The organism is Streptomyces sp. NPDC054887 (assembly GCF_053610585.1).
This window is the reverse complement of the sequence record NZ_JBSGYQ010000010.1, coordinates 39304-52268: the sequence shown is the minus strand read 5'-3', so window position 1 is coordinate 52268 and position 12965 is coordinate 39304. Positions and strand designations below refer to the sequence as shown.

The following is a 12965-nucleotide window of genomic DNA, read 5'->3' as shown; positions in this document are numbered from 1 at the left end:
CTTCCGTACGGCTGGTTCATTCGGTGGCGGTCGCGGTGCCGGCGACCGGTGCCTGGCCGAGGGCGCTGAGTTTCCAGCCCTCCGGGGTGCGCGTGAGTTGGCCGAGCATCCGGCTCTCCTTCGCGGCGAGCTTTCCCTTGGGCGGGGTCACCGTGATCCGGAGGGCGACTATGACGCTCGCCCGACCGGCCCTGGTGTCGAGCTCGGTCACCGCGCCGGCCAGTACCTTGGCGTGGGTCACCGTCTTCGCCTGCTGGATCTGGCGCTCGAACTGGGGGCGGCCCGCGGTGAGCTGGGCCCGCAGGTCACCGGTGGCGGAGTCCTGCCAGGTGTCCAGTCCGCGACGCAGGTCGCGGTGGTCGAGCGTGTTCATGTTCTGCACGGCCTGTTCGCCGGCGGCGAGCACCTCGTCCCGGGTCGTGGCGAACCGGGCGGAGTCGTCGTGCGCCGCCGCGTACCAGGACCAGCCGCCCCAGCCGGCGCCGCCGGCGGCGAGCAGGGCCAGTGCGGCGGCCGCCGTCAGCAGCGGGTTGCCTCTCATGGTGCGGGCCATCGGTGCGGGTGCCTCCTATCGCGATCGGATGTCGGCGATCCGCCAGCGGCCGTCGCGGAGTTCCGCGACCACCGAGAGCTGAGCGGCGACCGTCGTGGCCGGTTTGCCGGCGCGCTGTGCGACCTGGTCGAGGAAGACCAGGAGGTGTGCGTCGTGGTCGCCGAGCCGGATCACACCGGCGCGCACGACATGGGTGGTGAGGGTGAGCCTCTGCCGCGCCGCCCGCTGCTCGACCTGGCCGAACAGGGCCTCGTACTGCCTGGCCGCCTTACCCGTGAGGAGCCGGCGGGCCGCCTGGCGGGTCGTGGCGGTGTCCCCGGGGCCGTACGAGAACACCCGGGTGAGCGCTCCGCCGACCTCCGCCACCACCCGGGAGGTCGCCTCGGCGTCGGACAGCGCCCGGTTGTGCAGGGCGGGCGCGCCGGTCAACTGCTGGGTGCGCACGAGGAGTCCGGCCGCGCAGGCGAGCAGCGCCAGCGCTAGCGCGGCGGCGGCCCAGGGCCGGGATGACCGGGGCCGCGCGGCGGGCGGGGGCCGGAGGTCGTTCTCGGGTGACGAGCGCGGCGCGGAGACGAGGGTGCTCACCCGGTGTGCTCCCTTCATGATCCGGCCACCGGCACCGCGGTGAGGGCGGTGACCTTCCAGCCGTCGCCGGTGCGGGTGAGGGCGGCTTCGAGGCGCTTGCGGTCCGTGCCGCCGGGCTGGCCGCCGGCGGGAGTGGTCTCCACCCGTACGGTCGCGATGAGTCCGGCCGTGCCGGCCCGGTCGTCCAGCGCCGTGAGTGCAGCGTCGGTGACGGTGGCGCGGGCGGTCTCGGTCGCCGCGTCCTTGTGTGGGCCGGTCCTCGCCAGGTCCGCGTGGAGGTCTCCGGCGGTCGCGCCGAGCCACTCGTCCCGTACCGCGTCCGGCCGCGAGGCGTCCCAGCTGCTGAGCCGGGCGACGTGCTCGCGCCCCGCGGCGAGGGCGGCGTCCCGTGCCTCGGCGTACGCCCGGGTCGCGTCCCCCGCCGCCCTGGTGTACGACCAGGCGGCCAGGCCGCACAGCAGCGCCGCCAGGGCGACGGCGGCCCACCGTCCCGCCCGGCGCCTCACCGGCCGTCACCCAACCCGAGCAGGTCGCCCATGCCGGTGGCGGTCCGGGGCGCGCCGGGTGCCGTGGCCGGGGGCGGGAGCGGGCCGCCCCCGGGCGCGTGGGCGGAGCCGCGGACGTTGACGCCGCTGGAGGCCGGGGCGGTGCAGCGGGCCCTGGTGTTGAGGGCGGGCGGGGCGGACAGGTCTAGGCCGTTGCGGTACGTCGTGCCGCCGTACCCGGCCGTGCAGGGCAGCGGTGAGAAGAAGGTGACCGACATGCCGAGGCTGACGCCCTGGGTGGTCACCGCGGTCGACCCGGCGGCGACGACCGCGGGCATCGTCACCAGGAACTCCTGGATGCCGTGCTGCCGGGTCACCGCCACCTCCGAGGTGGTGAGCAGGTTGGCCAGCACGACGCCGAACGCGGGGTCGAGGTCCCGCAGCAGACCGCTGACCTGGCCGGCGGCGTCCGGGGCGGCGGCGATCAGGGAGCGCAGGTCGCTGTCGGACCTCTTGAGCTGTGCGGCGAGGTCCTTGGCGCCGGTGGCGAACGAGGTGAGCGCCTCGCCCTCCTCGGCCTGGGTGCGCAGCACCGTCTCGCCGTCGGTGATCAGGCGGGTGGTGGCGGGCAGGGCCTTGTCGGCGGCCAGGACGAAGTCGTTGCCGCTGTCCATGAGCGCCTGGAGGTCGTCGCCGCGCCCGTTCAGCGCGGTGCCGAGTTCGTCGACGACCGTGCGCAGCGACTCCGGGTCGACGGAGGAGGCCAGTGAACTCACCCCGGTGAGCACGGTGGTGACGGGCGCGGGTGTGCGGGTGTCGGCGCGGGCGACGACCGATCCGTCGCGAAGATAGGGGCCGCTGTCGGAGACGGGGCGGAGGTCGATGTACTGCTCGCCAACGGCGGACAGGTTGGCGACGACGGCTTCGAGGTCGGCGGGGATGTCGGGGGTCGAGTCGTCGATGCGCAGTTCGGCCTCGACCCCGTCGTCGGTGAGCCGGATGGGTCCGACCCGGCCCACGGAGACCCCGCGGTAGGTGACGTCGGAGTGGGTGAACAGCCCGCCGGTGGTGTCGAGCCGGACGCGCACGGTGTAGTGGTCGCGGAGGCCGACGAGGTGGCCGAGGCCGGCGTACCGCACGCCGATGAAGCCGAGGACGAGGACGCCGATGAGGAGGAAGGCCAGATTCTTCAGCCGGGCGGCGCGGGTCAGCATCAGTTCCTCCCGGTGGACGGCAGGGGCAGCGGCAGTCCGGTGGCGGCCTGCGGGTTGTCGTCCGGCGGGCTCAGCGCGGGGACGATCTGCGTGCCGGGCGCGGCGGTGACGTCCAGGTAGACGTTGAGGTAGTCGCCCTTGACGCCGCGGAGCACCTCGTCGGTGAACGGGTAGGTGAGCAACACCTGGAGCGAGTCGGGCAGGGCCTTTCCGGAGTCGGCGAGCGCTTGGAGCGTGGGGCCGAGGGCCTTGAGGCCGGCGATCAGGTCGGCCTTGCTCCGGTTGACGGTGCCGACGGCGACGCCGGAGAGGGTGTCGAGGGCGGCGAGCATGGTGAGGAGCGAGGCGCGCTGCTTCTCCAGGACCTTCAGGCCGGGGCTGAGGCCGGTGAGGACCTTGGCCACGTCCTGTTCGCGGGTGGCGAGGGTGGCGGAGAGGCGGTTGACGCCGTCGAGGGCGGCGGTGATGTTGCTCTTGTTGCTGTCGAGGCTGATGACGAGGGTGTTGAGCCTCTTGAGCAGGGACCGCACCTCGGGTTCGTTGCCGCGCAGGGTGGTGCCCAGCTCGGTGGTGATGGTGCGGAGCTGCTGGATGCCGCCGCCGTTGAGGAGCATCGACAGGGCGCCGAAGACCTCTTCGACCTCGGGGTTGCGGTTGGTGCGGCCGAGGGGGATGCGGGCGCCGTCTGCGAGGGTGCCGTGGCCCTTGGGCGGCGCGGCGAGCTGGATGTACTTCTCGCCGAGGAGGCTGGACTGTTCGAGGTGGGCGTAGGCGTTGGCGGGGAGCGTCACGTCGCCGTTGACCCGCATGGTGACGGTGGCGGACCAGTCGGCCCGGTCGAGGTCGATGCGGGTGACGCGGCCGACGGCGACGTCGTTGACCTTGACCGCGGACTGCGGGGCGAGGCTGAGGACGTCGGCGAACTCGGCGGCGATCTCGTACGGGTGGTCGCCGAGGTCGGCGCCCCCGGGGAGCGGCAACTGTTCGATGCCGGACAGTTCCCAGCCGCCCGCGGGGACGTCGCAGCTCACCACGGTCGCCGAGAAGCCGACAACCAGGGCGAGGGCGGCGGCGATGCCGGTGGTGGTGGTACGGGAGGGCCGGTTCACCGCGCGCCTCCGTTCCCGGGTGTCCCGTACACGGTGCCGACGGCGGGCAGCGGAAGGGCGGGCAGGGCTTCGCGCCAGTCGGGGCCGACGGGGACGAGGCCGTTCGCGGTGCGCTGCGTGCCGGTGCCGAGGCTGAGTTCGTTGATGTCGGCGCGGCCGTTGAGGGTGCGGTGGACCGGGTCATAGGCTTTGAGGGCGTTGCCGGCGGCGAGGGGCGCGGTGTCGAGGAGTTCGGCGAGTGAGGCGCGCTGGTCGACGAGCGTGCGGGTGAGGGGGACGAGCTGGTCGACGTTCTTCTTCAGGCTGTCGCGGTTGGCCTCGATGAAGGTCTTCACCTGGGCGAGTGCGGTGCCCAGTTCCTTGAGTGCGGCGCCCAGGTTCTCCTTGTCCTCGGCGAGGAAGCCGGTGACGGTGGCGAGCCGCTGTTCGGCGTTGCGGACGTCGCCGTCGTTGTTCTTCAGCATGGTGGTGAAGGCCTGGAGGGAGGTGAGTGTGGCGAAGAGGTCGCCGCTGCCGCGGTCGAGGGTCTTGGCGGCCTGGCCGAACTGCTCGATGGAGTCGCCGATGGCCTTGCCGTTGCCCTGGAGGTTGGCGGCGCCGGTGTCGACGAGCCCGGCCAGGGCTCCGTCGACGTTGGCGCCCTTCGGGCCGAGTGCCTCGCTGAGTTCGGTGATGGACGCGTACAGCTGGTCGACCTCCAGGGGTGTGGCGTTGCGGGCGGCGGGCAGGACGGCGCCCTCCCGGATCTCGGGGCCGCCGGTGTAGGCGGGGGCGAGCTGGATGTAGCGGTCGGCGACGACGCTGGGCGCGACGACGACGGCGTGGGCTCCGGCGGGGACGCGGACGTCCTCGTCGATCAGGAGGGTCACCTCGACCTCCCTGCCCCGGGGGCGTACGGAGCCGACGGTGCCGACCTTCACCCCGAGGATCCGCAGGTCGGATCCCTCGTACACACCGGTGGCGCGGTCGAAGCGGGCGGTGACGCGGGTGGTTCGGGACTCGTCGAGGGCCATGACGCCGGAGGTGGCGGCGACGGCCACGAGGGCGAGTCCGACGGTGATGCCGATGGCGCGTCGGAGGTTCACCGGGCACCGCCTCCTGCCGGTGTGGGCGGCATGCACCCGGTGGCCGGGGGCGTGCCGGGGGCCAGGTAGTTCTTGGGGACGAGACCGCAGACGTAGGTGTCGAACCAGCGGCCGTTGCCGAGGGTGTTGCCGATGAGCCGGTAGTAGGGGCCTGCCAGGGCGAGGGTCCGGTCGAGGCTGTCGCGGTTCTTCACGAGGACGCCGGTGACGCGGCTGAGCGCGGCCAGGGTGGGGCCGAGCTGCCGGTTGTTGTCCTGGACGAGCCCGGTGAGCTGGGTGCCGAGGTTCTTGGCGCCGGTGAGGAGCTGGTGGATGGCGTCGCGGCGCGCCTGGAGTTCGCCCAGGAGCAGGCCGCCGTCCTCCAGGAGCGTCTCGAAGCTGCTCATCTTCCCTTCCAGGGTCTTGGTGAGCCGCTTGCTGCCCTTGAGGAGTTCGGCGAGCTGCGCGTCGCGCGACGAGACCGACCGGGAGAGCGCGGACAGGCCGGTGGCGGCGCTGCGCACGTCGGGCGGGGAGTCGGCGAAGGTGGCGGAGATGGCCTGGAAGCTCTTGGCGAGGGCCTGGGTGTCGATGGCGTCGATGGTGTCGCCGAGGCCGGTGAGGGCCTGGGTGACGTCGTAGGGGGAGGTGGTGCGGGTGGCGGGGATGCGTTCGGCGGGGTTCTGGGCGCGGGTGCCGAGCGGGTCGACGGCGAGGTACTTCTCGCCGAGGAGGGTCTTGATGGCGATGGCGGCGGTGCTGGAGTCGCCGATCCAGGTGCCCTCGTCGACCTCGAAGCCGACCTTGATCTTGGCGCCGTCGAGGCCGATGCCGGTGACCTCGCCGACCTTGACGCCGGCGACGCGTACTTCGTCGCCCTCGTCGAGTCCTGCGGCTTCGGTGAAGTCGGCGGTGTAGGTCGTGGCGCCGCCGGTCAGGGCGTCCGCCCGGTAGGCGCCGAGGGCGACGAGCGCGAGGAGGAGCAGGCCGGCGACACCGACGGTGACGGGGTCGCGTTCTCGTACGGGGACGGGTCGTCCGGGGCGCGGGAGCCGGATGCGCAGGAGTCTCATGCGCGGCACCTCGGTTCGGTGATCGGGATGCCGGTGGGCGGCCGGGAGCCGTCGTCGGTGGTGACGCCGGTGACCGTGGCCTCGCAGAGGTAGAGGTTGAGCCACGACCCGTACGAGGCGAGACGGCCGACGGCCTCCATCTTGGCGGGGGTGGTGCGCAGGAAGTTCTCGATCTGCGCGGTGCTTCCCGCCAGCTGGCCGGACAGGCGGCCGAGTTGGCGGATGTCGTTCTTCAGCGGCGCGCGCCCGTCCTGGAGCAGACCGGCCGTGACGGTGGTCAGCGAGCCCATGGCGGTGACGGCCTCGCCGAGTGGCGCGCGGTCCTCCGCGAAGCCGCTGACGAGCCGCTGGAGGGTGACGACGAGGTCGTTGAAGCCGGCCTCGCGGTCGTTCACCGTCTTGAGCACGGTGTTGAGGTTCTTGATCACTTCTCCGATGACCTTGTCCTTGCTGGCGACGGTGGTGGTGAGCGAGCCGACGTGCGCGAGGAGGGAGTCGACGGTGCCGCCGTCCCCCTGGAGGACCTGCACGATCGATCCGGCCAGGCTGTTGACCTCGTTCGGCGACAGGCCCCGGAAGAGCGGCTGGAAGCCGTTGAAGAGCTGGGTGAGGTCGAGCGCGGGGGCGGTGCGTTCCAGCGGGATGACCGCCCCGGCGCTCAGCGTGCGGCCGGCCGGGCCGGTGCCCCGGTCGAGGTCGATGTAGCGCTGGCCGACCATGTTGAGGTACTTGATCGACGCGGTGGCCGAGGCGGGCAGGGTGCGTCCCTTGCGCACCGCGAAGGCGACCTCGGCGACCCGGCGGTCGGCGACCCTGATCGACTCGACCTGCCCGACCTTCACCCCGGCGATGCGGACGCTGTCGCCCTCGACGAGGCCGGTGGCGTCGGTGAAGCGCGCCCTGTAGTTGATGGTGTCGCCGACGCCCTTGTTGGCGACGGAGAACGCCAGGACGGTGGTGGCGAGGACGGTCGCCACGATGAACACGAGCGATTTGACGAGCGGTCCGGCGAGGGAGCGGCGCTTCATTCGAGGGTCACCTCCGCTCCGCGGAAGACGGGCCCGGCCAGGACGGTGCTCCAGTCGGGCAGGGACTGGGGGCCGGCCTTCAGGCCGGGGGCGATCAGTTCGTTGACGAGCTGGTTCTCCTGCGGCGAGTTCGGCAGGCCGAGGCCGCGGTCGCCCGCGTGGTGGGCGGCGGGGGCGGGCCTGCCGGTGTAGGGGACGGCGTAGCAGTGGGGGCCGCCGGTCGCGTCGTACACGGGACGGTCCTTGCCGGGGACGTAGCGGCCGAGGGAGGGGACGGTCCGGACGTTGACGTGCAGGCCGGGTTCGTCGGTGCCCTTGCCGAGGGCCTTGTCCATGGCGGGGACGAAGCCCGCGAGGGTGTGCAGGGTGCAGGGGAAGGAGGAGGAGTGTCGGGCGAGGACCTCCAGCGTGGGGCGGGAGGCGGCGGAGAGCCGGATGATGTTGCCACTGTTGTCGCGGAGGAACGCCGTCAGGTCCTGGGCAGAGGTGGTGGTCGTGCCGTACAGGCCGGCGAGCCGGGCCTGTTGGTCGGCGATGGTGCCGCTGGTGGTGGTGAAGTCGGTGAGGGCGTCGAGTACGTCAGGGGCGGCACCGCCGTACACCCGGCTGACGTCGACGAAGTGGGCGATGTCGCGGTTGAGGGCGGGCAGGTGGGGGTTGAGCCGTTTCAGGTGCGCTTCGAGGGTGACAAGGGTGCGGCCGAGCTGCCCCCCGCGCCCTTCGAGGGCCTGGGCGACGGCGGTAAGGGTGGCGGACAGCTTCTCAGGCTTGACGGCGGTGAGCAGCGGAAGCAGCCGATCGAGGACCTGTTCCAGTTCGATCGCGTTGGCGGACCGGTCCTGCGGGATCGTGGCACCGGCCGCGAGGGTGCGGGCGGACGGGTTGACGGCGGGCGGTACGAGGGCGACGAACCGTTCGCCGAAGAGGGTGGTGGGCAGCATCTGGGCGGTGACGTCGGTGGGGACGCGGTCGAGGTGGTGGGGTTCGACGGCGAGGGTGAGGCGGGCGCCGGTGCCGTCGGCGCGGATGTCGCGCACCTCGCCGATGACGACGCCGCGCAGTTTGACGTCCGCGCCGCGGTGCATCTCGTTGCCGGCGCTGGTGGTGAGGACGGTGACCGTGGCGTCGCGGGTGAACTCCTTGTCGTACACCGCCACGGCCAGCCGTACGAGGAGGACGGGCACGAGCAGGAACACGACTCCGGCGAGGCGCCTGCGGAGTCTTTTCGCGGTCATCCGGCCACCTTCACGGTCGTCGTCGCGCCCCAGAGCGCGAGCGAGAGGAAGAAGTCGGTCACGCTGATCAGCACGATGGCGTTGCGTACGGAACATCCGACGGCGACGCCGACGCCGGCCGGGCCGCCGGTGGCCCAGAAGCCGTAGTAGCAGTGGGCGAGGATCACCAGCACGCTGAAGATCAGGACCTTGAGGATGGACAGCAGGACGTCGTCCGGGGAGAGGAAGAGGGTGAAGTAGTGGTCGTACGTGCCCGCCGACTGGCCGTTGAACAGGACGGTGACCGTGCGGGACGCCACGTAGGAGGAGAGCAGCCCGATCGCGTAGAGCGGGATGATGGCGACGACGCCCGCGATGATGCGGGTGGTGACGAGGTAGGGCAGGGAACGCACGCCCATCGTTTCGAGGGCGTCGACCTCCTCGTTGCTGCGCATGGCGCCGAGCTGGGCGGTGAATCCGGCGCCGACGGTGGCAGAGAGGGCGAGGCCGGCGACGAGCGGCGCGATCTCGCGGGTGTTGAAGTAGGCGGAGATGAAGCCGGTGAAGGCGGACGTGCCGATCTGGTTGAGCGCGGCGTAGCCCTGGAGGCCGACGACGGTGCCGGTGAACAGGGTCATCGCGATCATCACGCCGATGGTGCCGCCGATGACTCCGAGGCCGCCGCTGCCGAACGCGACCTCGGCGAGCAGGCGTTGCACCTCCCGGGAGTAGCGGCGCAGGGTGCGCGGGATCCACGCTACGGCCTTGACGTAGAAGACGAGGTGTTCGCCGGAGCGGTCGAGCCAGGCGAGGGGGGATGCCATCGTCAGGCCCCCTTCGCGGGGACGACCTGGAGGTAGATTGCGGTGAGGACCATGTTGACGAAGAAGAGGAGCAGGAAGGTGATGACGACGGACTGGTTCACGGCGTCGCCGACCCCCTTCGGTCCGCCGCGCGGGTTGAGCCCGCGGTGGGCGGCGACGATGCCGGCGAGGAAGCCGAAGATCAGCGCCTTGATCTCGCTGATCCAGAGGTCGGGGAGCTGGGCAAGGGCGGAGAAGCTGGCCAGGTAGGCACCGGGGGTGCCGTCCTGCATGATCACGTTGAAGAAATAGCCGCCGAGGGTGCCGACGACGGAGACCATGCCGTTGAGGAGGACGGCGACGAGCATGGTGGCGAGGACGCGCGGCACGACGAGCCGCTGGACCGGTGAGACGCCCATGACCTCCATGGCGTCGAGCTCCTCGCGGATCTTGCGGGACCCGAGGTCGGCGCAGATCGCGGAGCCGCCGGCACCGGAGATCAGCAGGGCCACGATCAGCGGGCTCGCCTGCTGGATGACGGCCAGGACGCTGGCCCCGCCGGTGAAGGACTGGGCGCCGAGCTGCTGGGTGAGCGAGCCGACCTGGAGGGCGATGACCGCGCCGAACGGGATCGACACCAGGGCGGCGGGCAGGATCGTGACGCTCGCGACGAACCAGAACTGCTCGACGAACTCCCGGAACTGGAAGGGCCGCCGGAACATGTCGCGTGCGACGGTGGCGGCGAGGGCGAACAGCCGGCCAGTCTCGCGCAGGGGTGCGAGCAGCCGGGTGGGCGGTCGGTACGGCGCGTCCGGCTCGGTGGAGGCGGGCGTACTGGTGGAGGCGGGCGTGCCGGCGGGGGCCCCGGCGGGCGGGGTGGCCGGGCCGGGCGGGGTGGTTCCGGTGGGCGGGACGGGCCGGGTGGTGGCGGGAATTTCGGGCTGCGGGACGGGCTCGGGAGTGCCCGGGCGGGGCGCCGGGATCATGAGGCGGCACCGCCGACCGTGCCGACCGGGCCGGCGGGGGCGTAGCTGCGGAGGATCGCGGCCCTGGCGGCCTCCGGCAGGCGGGGCAGCATGGCGAGGACCCGTTCGCGACGGCGCAGGACGGCGGCCCGCTCCGGCATGCCGGGCGAGGGTTCCAGCTGGGGGGCGAGGGCGCGGGGAGCGTACGAGGACGCGGGGCTCCGCTCGCGAGCCAGCGTCGCGGCGTCCTTCTCCTCCGACATCCCGATGGGGCCTTCGCGCCGCCCGCTGAGGAATTGCGCCACGACCGGCTCGTCGCTGGTGAGCAGGACCTCGCGCGGACCGAAGGTGACGAGATTGCGCCGGAACAGCATGCCCATGTTGTCCGGAACCATGGCCGCGATGTCGAGGTTGTGCGTGACGATCAGCATCGTCGCATCGATCTGGGCGTTGAGGTCGATCAGCAATTGGGAAAGGTAGGCGGTGCGGACCGGATCCAGCCCGGAATCGGGCTCGTCACAGAGAATGATCTTCGGGTCCAGTACGAGCGCACGCGCCAGTCCGGCGCGCTTGCGCATTCCGCCGGATATCTCTCCGGGCAGTTTGCCCTCCGCGCCCAGGAGCCCGACCATGTCCATCCGCTCCATGACGATGCGGCGGATCTCCGACTCCTTCTTGCGCGTGTGCTCACGCAGGGGAAAGGCGATGTTGTCGAACAGCGACATCGAGCCGAAGAGCGCCCCGTCCTGGAACATCAGCCCGAACAGCTTCCGTGTCTCGTAGATGTCCCGCTCGGGGCTGCTCACCATGTCGACACCGTTGATGAGGACGCGTCCCTGTTCCGGTTTCAGCAGACCGATGATGGATTTCAGGAACACGGTCTTCCCGGTGCCCGAAGGCCCGAGCATCACGCTGATCTCGCCGGCGGGCAGGGTGAGGGTGACGTCCTGCCAGACTTTCTGTTTGCCGAAGGACTTCGTCAGTCCTTCGACGACCACTTCTGTTCCCACCACAACTCCCAGGTCCCGCTCTTGCTGAGGAAGTGACAAAAGTGCGCAGGGGGCCGCACGTTACGGTCACTCGGAGGTATTGGACAAGCGCCGTGCAGGACGTCTTCGGAGCGACCGGATGGTTTGTCATCGCGTGACAAACCGGCCCGGCCCTTTTGTCGCTCCGTGCGTACCTGCGGTCGGCAGGTTCACCGCTCGGGCTTCGGCCTGGGCGGGTCGGGGCAGTACTCCGGCTGGCCCGGGGAGCACAGCACGCCCTGGGTCATCTTCGTGTAGTTGCCGCTGCCGGACAGGGACGCCGTGAACAGCGGGTCCAGGTCCTCCGTGATGCCGCAGCCGCTGAACTCCGGGATGGTGGCCGCGCCGGTGAGGGGGCCGCCGGTGACCACGGTGTAGCCGTGCGGCTTGCCCTCGGCGTCGTACGAGCCGCGTCCCGTGAGGGACAGGTCCACCGGCCGGGCGGTACGGCAGGCGGGGCCGACGTCCAGCGGGGTGCCGTTCACCTTGACGTCACGCAGCCGGATCCAAAGTTTCGCGGTTCCCTTGGTCACCTCAGAGAACTGCCCGTCGGGTGAGGAGTAGCTCCCGGTGGCGATGTCCATCGGGCCGTCCAGGGTCAATTCCGCGACGGCGGTGGTGGGCATGAAACCGAAGGTGAGGAACGTGGAGGGGGCGGGCAGCAATTGAGGTTTTCCCTTGTAGTCGAATGTGGCGTCGCTGTACATGGTGAAGACGAGTCCGTCGTCGCGGGGGCATTGATAGGTCTGGGTGGCCTTGGCCATGTTCACTTTCATCAGGCCGGGGTCCTTGATGAAAAGGGCGAAGCCCAGTTTCAGGACATTGGCGTAGCCGGCCAGATAGCCGTGGCTCGGAACGGGGTCCTGGAACACGGGTGGGGGCTCCACGCAGTCGTCGGCGGACCCCGCAGGACGCTCCCGCCCCTTGCCGGTCCTGGGGCTGGGCGGCGTCCCCGCCGGACCGTCCTGACCGTCCGGGCCGTCCGGGCCGTCCGGGCCGTCCGGGCCGTCCGGGCCGTCCGGTCCCGGGAAGGGTTCGTCGACGACGGGCGGCCGGGTGCCGGCGCCGGGCACGGGCAGGACCGCGACGCGGCCGATGACCAGGTCCTGGCCGGGCTCGGGTGTGCAGGCGACCGAGAGGGCGGGCGGGCTCGCGGGGGTGTCGTCGGCCTTGCGCAGGAGCAGGTCCAGGGTAACCGGCCCGGTGGAGAAGGTGAGGTCGCCGCCCGAGGCAGCGGTCACCGTGGGGACGGGTCCCGCGCCCTTCACGGTGTACGGCCCGGCGGCCGGGAGAGCGCCGTCCGGGGCGACCAGCCGACTCCAGGGCAGTTCGGCGGTGTCGTCACCCTGCGCCACCCGCCCGGTGAGGCGCACGGCCCCGCCCGCGGACGCCGTGCCGAGGGCGGCGAGTTCGGCCACCGCCTCCGCCGGCAGGCTCACGGCCACGCTCACCTCTGCGGGACGTACCGGCCGCCCGGCCGCGACCTGCCGCGGCAGCGTGGCCGAGACCCGTACCCCGGCCGGGTGCCGACCGCCCGGCAGTCCGCACCGGTAGCCGAAGTCGGCCTCGACGGGCCGCGCGCCCTCGTCCACGGCGACGCCCGTGCCGGTACCGGGCACGAGCCCCGCCACCAGGACCACGGCCCCCACCGAGGCGGTGCGTGCCCACGCCCGGCGGCCGCCGTGCCTGCCGCTCATGCTGTTGCCCATCGGTCGACTCCCACCCGTCGCGCTGCTGTCCGTCCCGTCGGCGGGCGCCCCCTTCCCGTGGCCGTGGGGCCGGCCCGGGGCGGCCCCCCCCGGGGGGGCGGGGGGCCCCGGGCGCCGAGCAGCGCCGGGCCCGGG

The 12965-nt window shown here is 72.0% G+C and carries 13 protein-coding genes; all 13 read right to left on the bottom strand.

Annotation, left to right across the window (positions count from 1 at the left end):
• Positions 1 to 16: 16 nt before the first annotated feature.
• The gene (locus ACWGH0_RS08030; protein WP_453403309.1) at positions 17 to 553 is read right to left on the bottom strand and encodes a hypothetical protein; all 537 of its coding nucleotides are present in this window, start codon (positions 551 to 553) and stop codon (positions 17 to 19) included.
• Positions 554 to 568: 15 nt separating this feature from the next.
• Positions 569 to 1138: a hypothetical protein gene (locus ACWGH0_RS08025; protein ID WP_453403308.1), complete on the bottom strand. Its 570-nt coding sequence runs from the start codon at positions 1136 to 1138 to the stop codon at positions 569 to 571.
• A 14-nt stretch (positions 1139 to 1152) separates the two neighbouring features.
• A complete protein-coding gene (locus ACWGH0_RS08020) occupies positions 1153 to 1644 on the bottom strand; it encodes a hypothetical protein (RefSeq protein WP_453403307.1) in 492 nt (163 codons plus the stop codon).
• On the bottom strand, positions 1641 to 2837 hold the full coding sequence (locus tag ACWGH0_RS08015) for an MCE family protein (protein ID WP_453403306.1): 1197 nt from the start codon (positions 2835 to 2837) through the stop codon (positions 1641 to 1643). The genes ACWGH0_RS08020 and ACWGH0_RS08015 overlap by 4 nt, the downstream gene beginning before the upstream one ends.
• Positions 2837 to 3946 (bottom strand): MCE family protein, encoded by a 1110-nt coding sequence (locus tag ACWGH0_RS08010; protein WP_453403305.1) that lies wholly within the window; start codon positions 3944 to 3946, stop codon positions 2837 to 2839. The genes ACWGH0_RS08015 and ACWGH0_RS08010 overlap by 1 nt, the downstream gene beginning before the upstream one ends.
• On the bottom strand, positions 3943 to 5031 hold the full coding sequence (locus tag ACWGH0_RS08005; RefSeq protein WP_453403304.1) for an MCE family protein: 1089 nt from the start codon (positions 5029 to 5031) through the stop codon (positions 3943 to 3945). Before ACWGH0_RS08005 ends, ACWGH0_RS08010 begins: the two co-directional genes overlap by 4 nt.
• On the bottom strand, positions 5028 to 6083 hold the full coding sequence (locus ACWGH0_RS08000; protein ID WP_453403303.1) for an MCE family protein: 1056 nt from the start codon (positions 6081 to 6083) through the stop codon (positions 5028 to 5030). Before ACWGH0_RS08000 ends, ACWGH0_RS08005 begins: the two co-directional genes overlap by 4 nt.
• Entirely contained in the window at positions 6080 to 7111 is a 1032-nt protein-coding gene (locus ACWGH0_RS07995; RefSeq protein WP_453403302.1) for an MCE family protein, read from the bottom strand. Before ACWGH0_RS07995 ends, ACWGH0_RS08000 begins: the two co-directional genes overlap by 4 nt.
• Complete coding sequence (locus ACWGH0_RS07990) at positions 7108 to 8346, bottom strand: MCE family protein (RefSeq protein WP_453403301.1); 1239 nt, start codon at positions 8344 to 8346, stop codon at positions 7108 to 7110. The genes ACWGH0_RS07995 and ACWGH0_RS07990 overlap by 4 nt, the downstream gene beginning before the upstream one ends.
• The gene (locus ACWGH0_RS07985) at positions 8343 to 9149 is read right to left on the bottom strand and encodes an MlaE family ABC transporter permease (RefSeq protein WP_453403300.1); all 807 of its coding nucleotides are present in this window, start codon (positions 9147 to 9149) and stop codon (positions 8343 to 8345) included. The genes ACWGH0_RS07990 and ACWGH0_RS07985 overlap by 4 nt, the downstream gene beginning before the upstream one ends.
• A 2-nt stretch (positions 9150 to 9151) precedes the next feature.
• Complete coding sequence (locus ACWGH0_RS07980) at positions 9152 to 10114, bottom strand: MlaE family ABC transporter permease (protein WP_453403299.1); 963 nt, start codon at positions 10112 to 10114, stop codon at positions 9152 to 9154.
• Positions 10111 to 11103: an ABC transporter ATP-binding protein gene (locus tag ACWGH0_RS07975; protein ID WP_453403298.1), complete on the bottom strand. Its 993-nt coding sequence runs from the start codon at positions 11101 to 11103 to the stop codon at positions 10111 to 10113. The genes ACWGH0_RS07980 and ACWGH0_RS07975 overlap by 4 nt, the downstream gene beginning before the upstream one ends.
• 188 nt (positions 11104 to 11291) lie before the next feature.
• A complete protein-coding gene (locus tag ACWGH0_RS07970) occupies positions 11292 to 12830 on the bottom strand; it encodes a DUF6801 domain-containing protein (protein WP_453403297.1) in 1539 nt (512 codons plus the stop codon).
• Between the last annotated feature and the right edge of the window lie 135 nt (positions 12831 to 12965).

Coding starts and splice junctions, on each gene's coding strand:
- ACWGH0_RS07980 (WP_453403299.1), bottom strand. CDS start 10,114: ATGATCCCGGCGCCCCGCCCGGGCACTCCCGAGCCCGTCCCGCAGCCC.
- ACWGH0_RS08030 (WP_453403309.1), bottom strand. CDS start 553: ATGGCCCGCACCATGAGAGGCAACCCGCTGCTGACGGCGGCCGCCGCA.
- ACWGH0_RS07990 (WP_453403301.1), bottom strand. CDS start 8,346: ATGACCGCGAAAAGACTCCGCAGGCGCCTCGCCGGAGTCGTGTTCCTG.
- ACWGH0_RS07995 (WP_453403302.1), bottom strand. CDS start 7,111: ATGAAGCGCCGCTCCCTCGCCGGACCGCTCGTCAAATCGCTCGTGTTC.
- ACWGH0_RS07970 (WP_453403297.1), bottom strand. CDS start 12,830: ATGGGCAACAGCATGAGCGGCAGGCACGGCGGCCGCCGGGCGTGGGCA.
- ACWGH0_RS08000 (WP_453403303.1), bottom strand. CDS start 6,083: ATGAGACTCCTGCGCATCCGGCTCCCGCGCCCCGGACGACCCGTCCCC.
- ACWGH0_RS08015 (WP_453403306.1), bottom strand. CDS start 2,837: ATGCTGACCCGCGCCGCCCGGCTGAAGAATCTGGCCTTCCTCCTCATC.
- ACWGH0_RS07985 (WP_453403300.1), bottom strand. CDS start 9,149: ATGGCATCCCCCCTCGCCTGGCTCGACCGCTCCGGCGAACACCTCGTC.